This window comes from Terriglobus sp. YAF25 (assembly GCF_052113305.1).
Lineage (GTDB): Bacteria > Acidobacteriota > Terriglobia > Terriglobales > Acidobacteriaceae > Terriglobus.
This window is the reverse complement of sequence record NZ_JBFRCY010000901.1, coordinates 1-1,558: the sequence shown is the minus strand read 5'-3', so window position 1 is coordinate 1,558 and position 1,558 is coordinate 1. Positions and strand designations below refer to the sequence as shown.

Genomic DNA, 1,558 nt, shown 5'->3' with positions numbered 1-1,558 from the left:
CCTGTGGTGCGAAATGGTTGCGCTCTGCGCAACATATTCGCTATTCGAGCAATGCTGCAGACCTACTTGCCTTTATCTCTCCGCCGACGCCGAAATCGATTCACATACTCACCGGCCGTTACACCCAGTACGCGAAGGAACGTACGCCGCATCGCATCGGCCGACCTGAAGCCGCAGGCATTGGCAACTTCCTTCAACCCCATCGACGAGCTGTCGATCATTTGCTGTGCGGCTTCAACCCGCATGCGGTCAACGAACTGTCCAGGGTTCATGCGCGTTTCGCGCAGGCATACACGGGTGAAGTTTCGTGCACTCATCCCCACGCGCTCGGCCAGCTTTTCAACGGTGAGGTCTTCGCGCAGATGTTCCAGCATCCAGACCTGCAACTCGCGTAACGGTTGAGAATTCACCGCCTGGTGCGAGAGCATGTGGCTGTACTGCGATTGTCCCCCCGGCCGCACCAGGAACATGACGAGGAAGCGAGCCACCCGCAGTGCGGCTTCATGCCCGTGATCTTCTTCTACAAGAGCCAGGCATAGATCGATACCAGCGGTGATGCCCGCGGAGGTATAGATCGGTCCGTCCTTAAGGAAGATGGATTCGGCTTTTACTGTTACTTCAGGAAACTCTTTGGCCAGCCGGTCACAAAAGTTCCAGTGCGTGACGGCGTTTCTTCCATCCAACAGACCAGCCTTGGCGAGAAGGAAGGCTCCGGTGCAGATGGCGGCGACACGTCTTGCTTTGGCGCCTGCCTCAGCGATCCAGGAGATGAAGGCTTCGTCATAGACGCCGTTCTCCGCGCCGGGACCTCCGACGACGACCAGAGTGTCGATCTTCCCCGTGATCTCGCGGATGGGAATGGCGTTGGTGAGGGCGAAGCCGCGGTGAGTTGGAAGAGTATCGCCGGTCCCCGGATGGGCAAGCTGTACCTCGTATCCGGGCACATTGCTGAAGACCTCCAGTGGTCCGGCAACATCGAGAATCTGCACCGGAGGAGGACCGACGATCACAACCTTCTTCATACCGCGATTCTAGGGCGTTTTCCCTGTTGCTGGGTATCCCGGAAGAGAAGGCGAACAGCTTAGCCTCGCCACATGGAATTACGGATCACACCGCAGAAGTTACCGCGCTTGAAGTTCGGGTCCTTGTCGGCGAGCACATCGGCCTTCACATTGCCGAAGGTAGTCTCCGGCTTGTGATGGATGCCGTCGTAGAAAGCCTGGAGGATATCTTCCTTGAAGTGTGGCGTACGCGGAAAGGCGCTGACGACGGACTCACGGTCTCCGTCGGCAAAGCTTGCATAGTCGATGCCAAGTACGTCCATCTCGACGCCAGCGGTTACCAGGGCAACAACCGGATGCATGTACTGCGGAATGCCCGGCGTGGTGTGTAGTGCGATGGCTGTCCAAACGTGATCGATCTCCTGCTCCGGGAGCTCGTGGCTGCGCAAGAATTCGCGCACAGCATTGGCTCCGTCCACCTCGAAGCGGTCGTGAGCGCTGCTGTGGGACGGCATCAAACCGATGTCATGGATCATCGCTCCCGCATTGAGAAGCTC

Annotated in this window: 2 protein-coding genes; both read right to left on the bottom strand. The window is 58.2% G+C overall.

Going from position 1 to position 1,558, the window contains the following annotated elements:
• Positions 1-62: 62 nt before the first annotated feature.
• Positions 63-1,022, bottom strand: a complete 960-nt coding sequence (locus tag AB4043_RS25015; RefSeq protein ID WP_442303430.1) for a GlxA family transcriptional regulator — start codon at positions 1,020-1,022, stop codon at positions 63-65.
• A 59-nt stretch (positions 1,023-1,081) separates the two neighbouring features.
• Positions 1,082-1,558, bottom strand: a 477-nt coding sequence (locus AB4043_RS25010) for a phosphohydrolase (protein WP_442308460.1), incomplete at its 5' end; no start/stop codon positions are given.

Coding starts and splice junctions, on each gene's coding strand:
- AB4043_RS25015 (WP_442303430.1), bottom strand. CDS start 1,022: ATGAAGAAGGTTGTGATCGTCGGTCCTCCTCCGGTGCAGATTCTCGAT.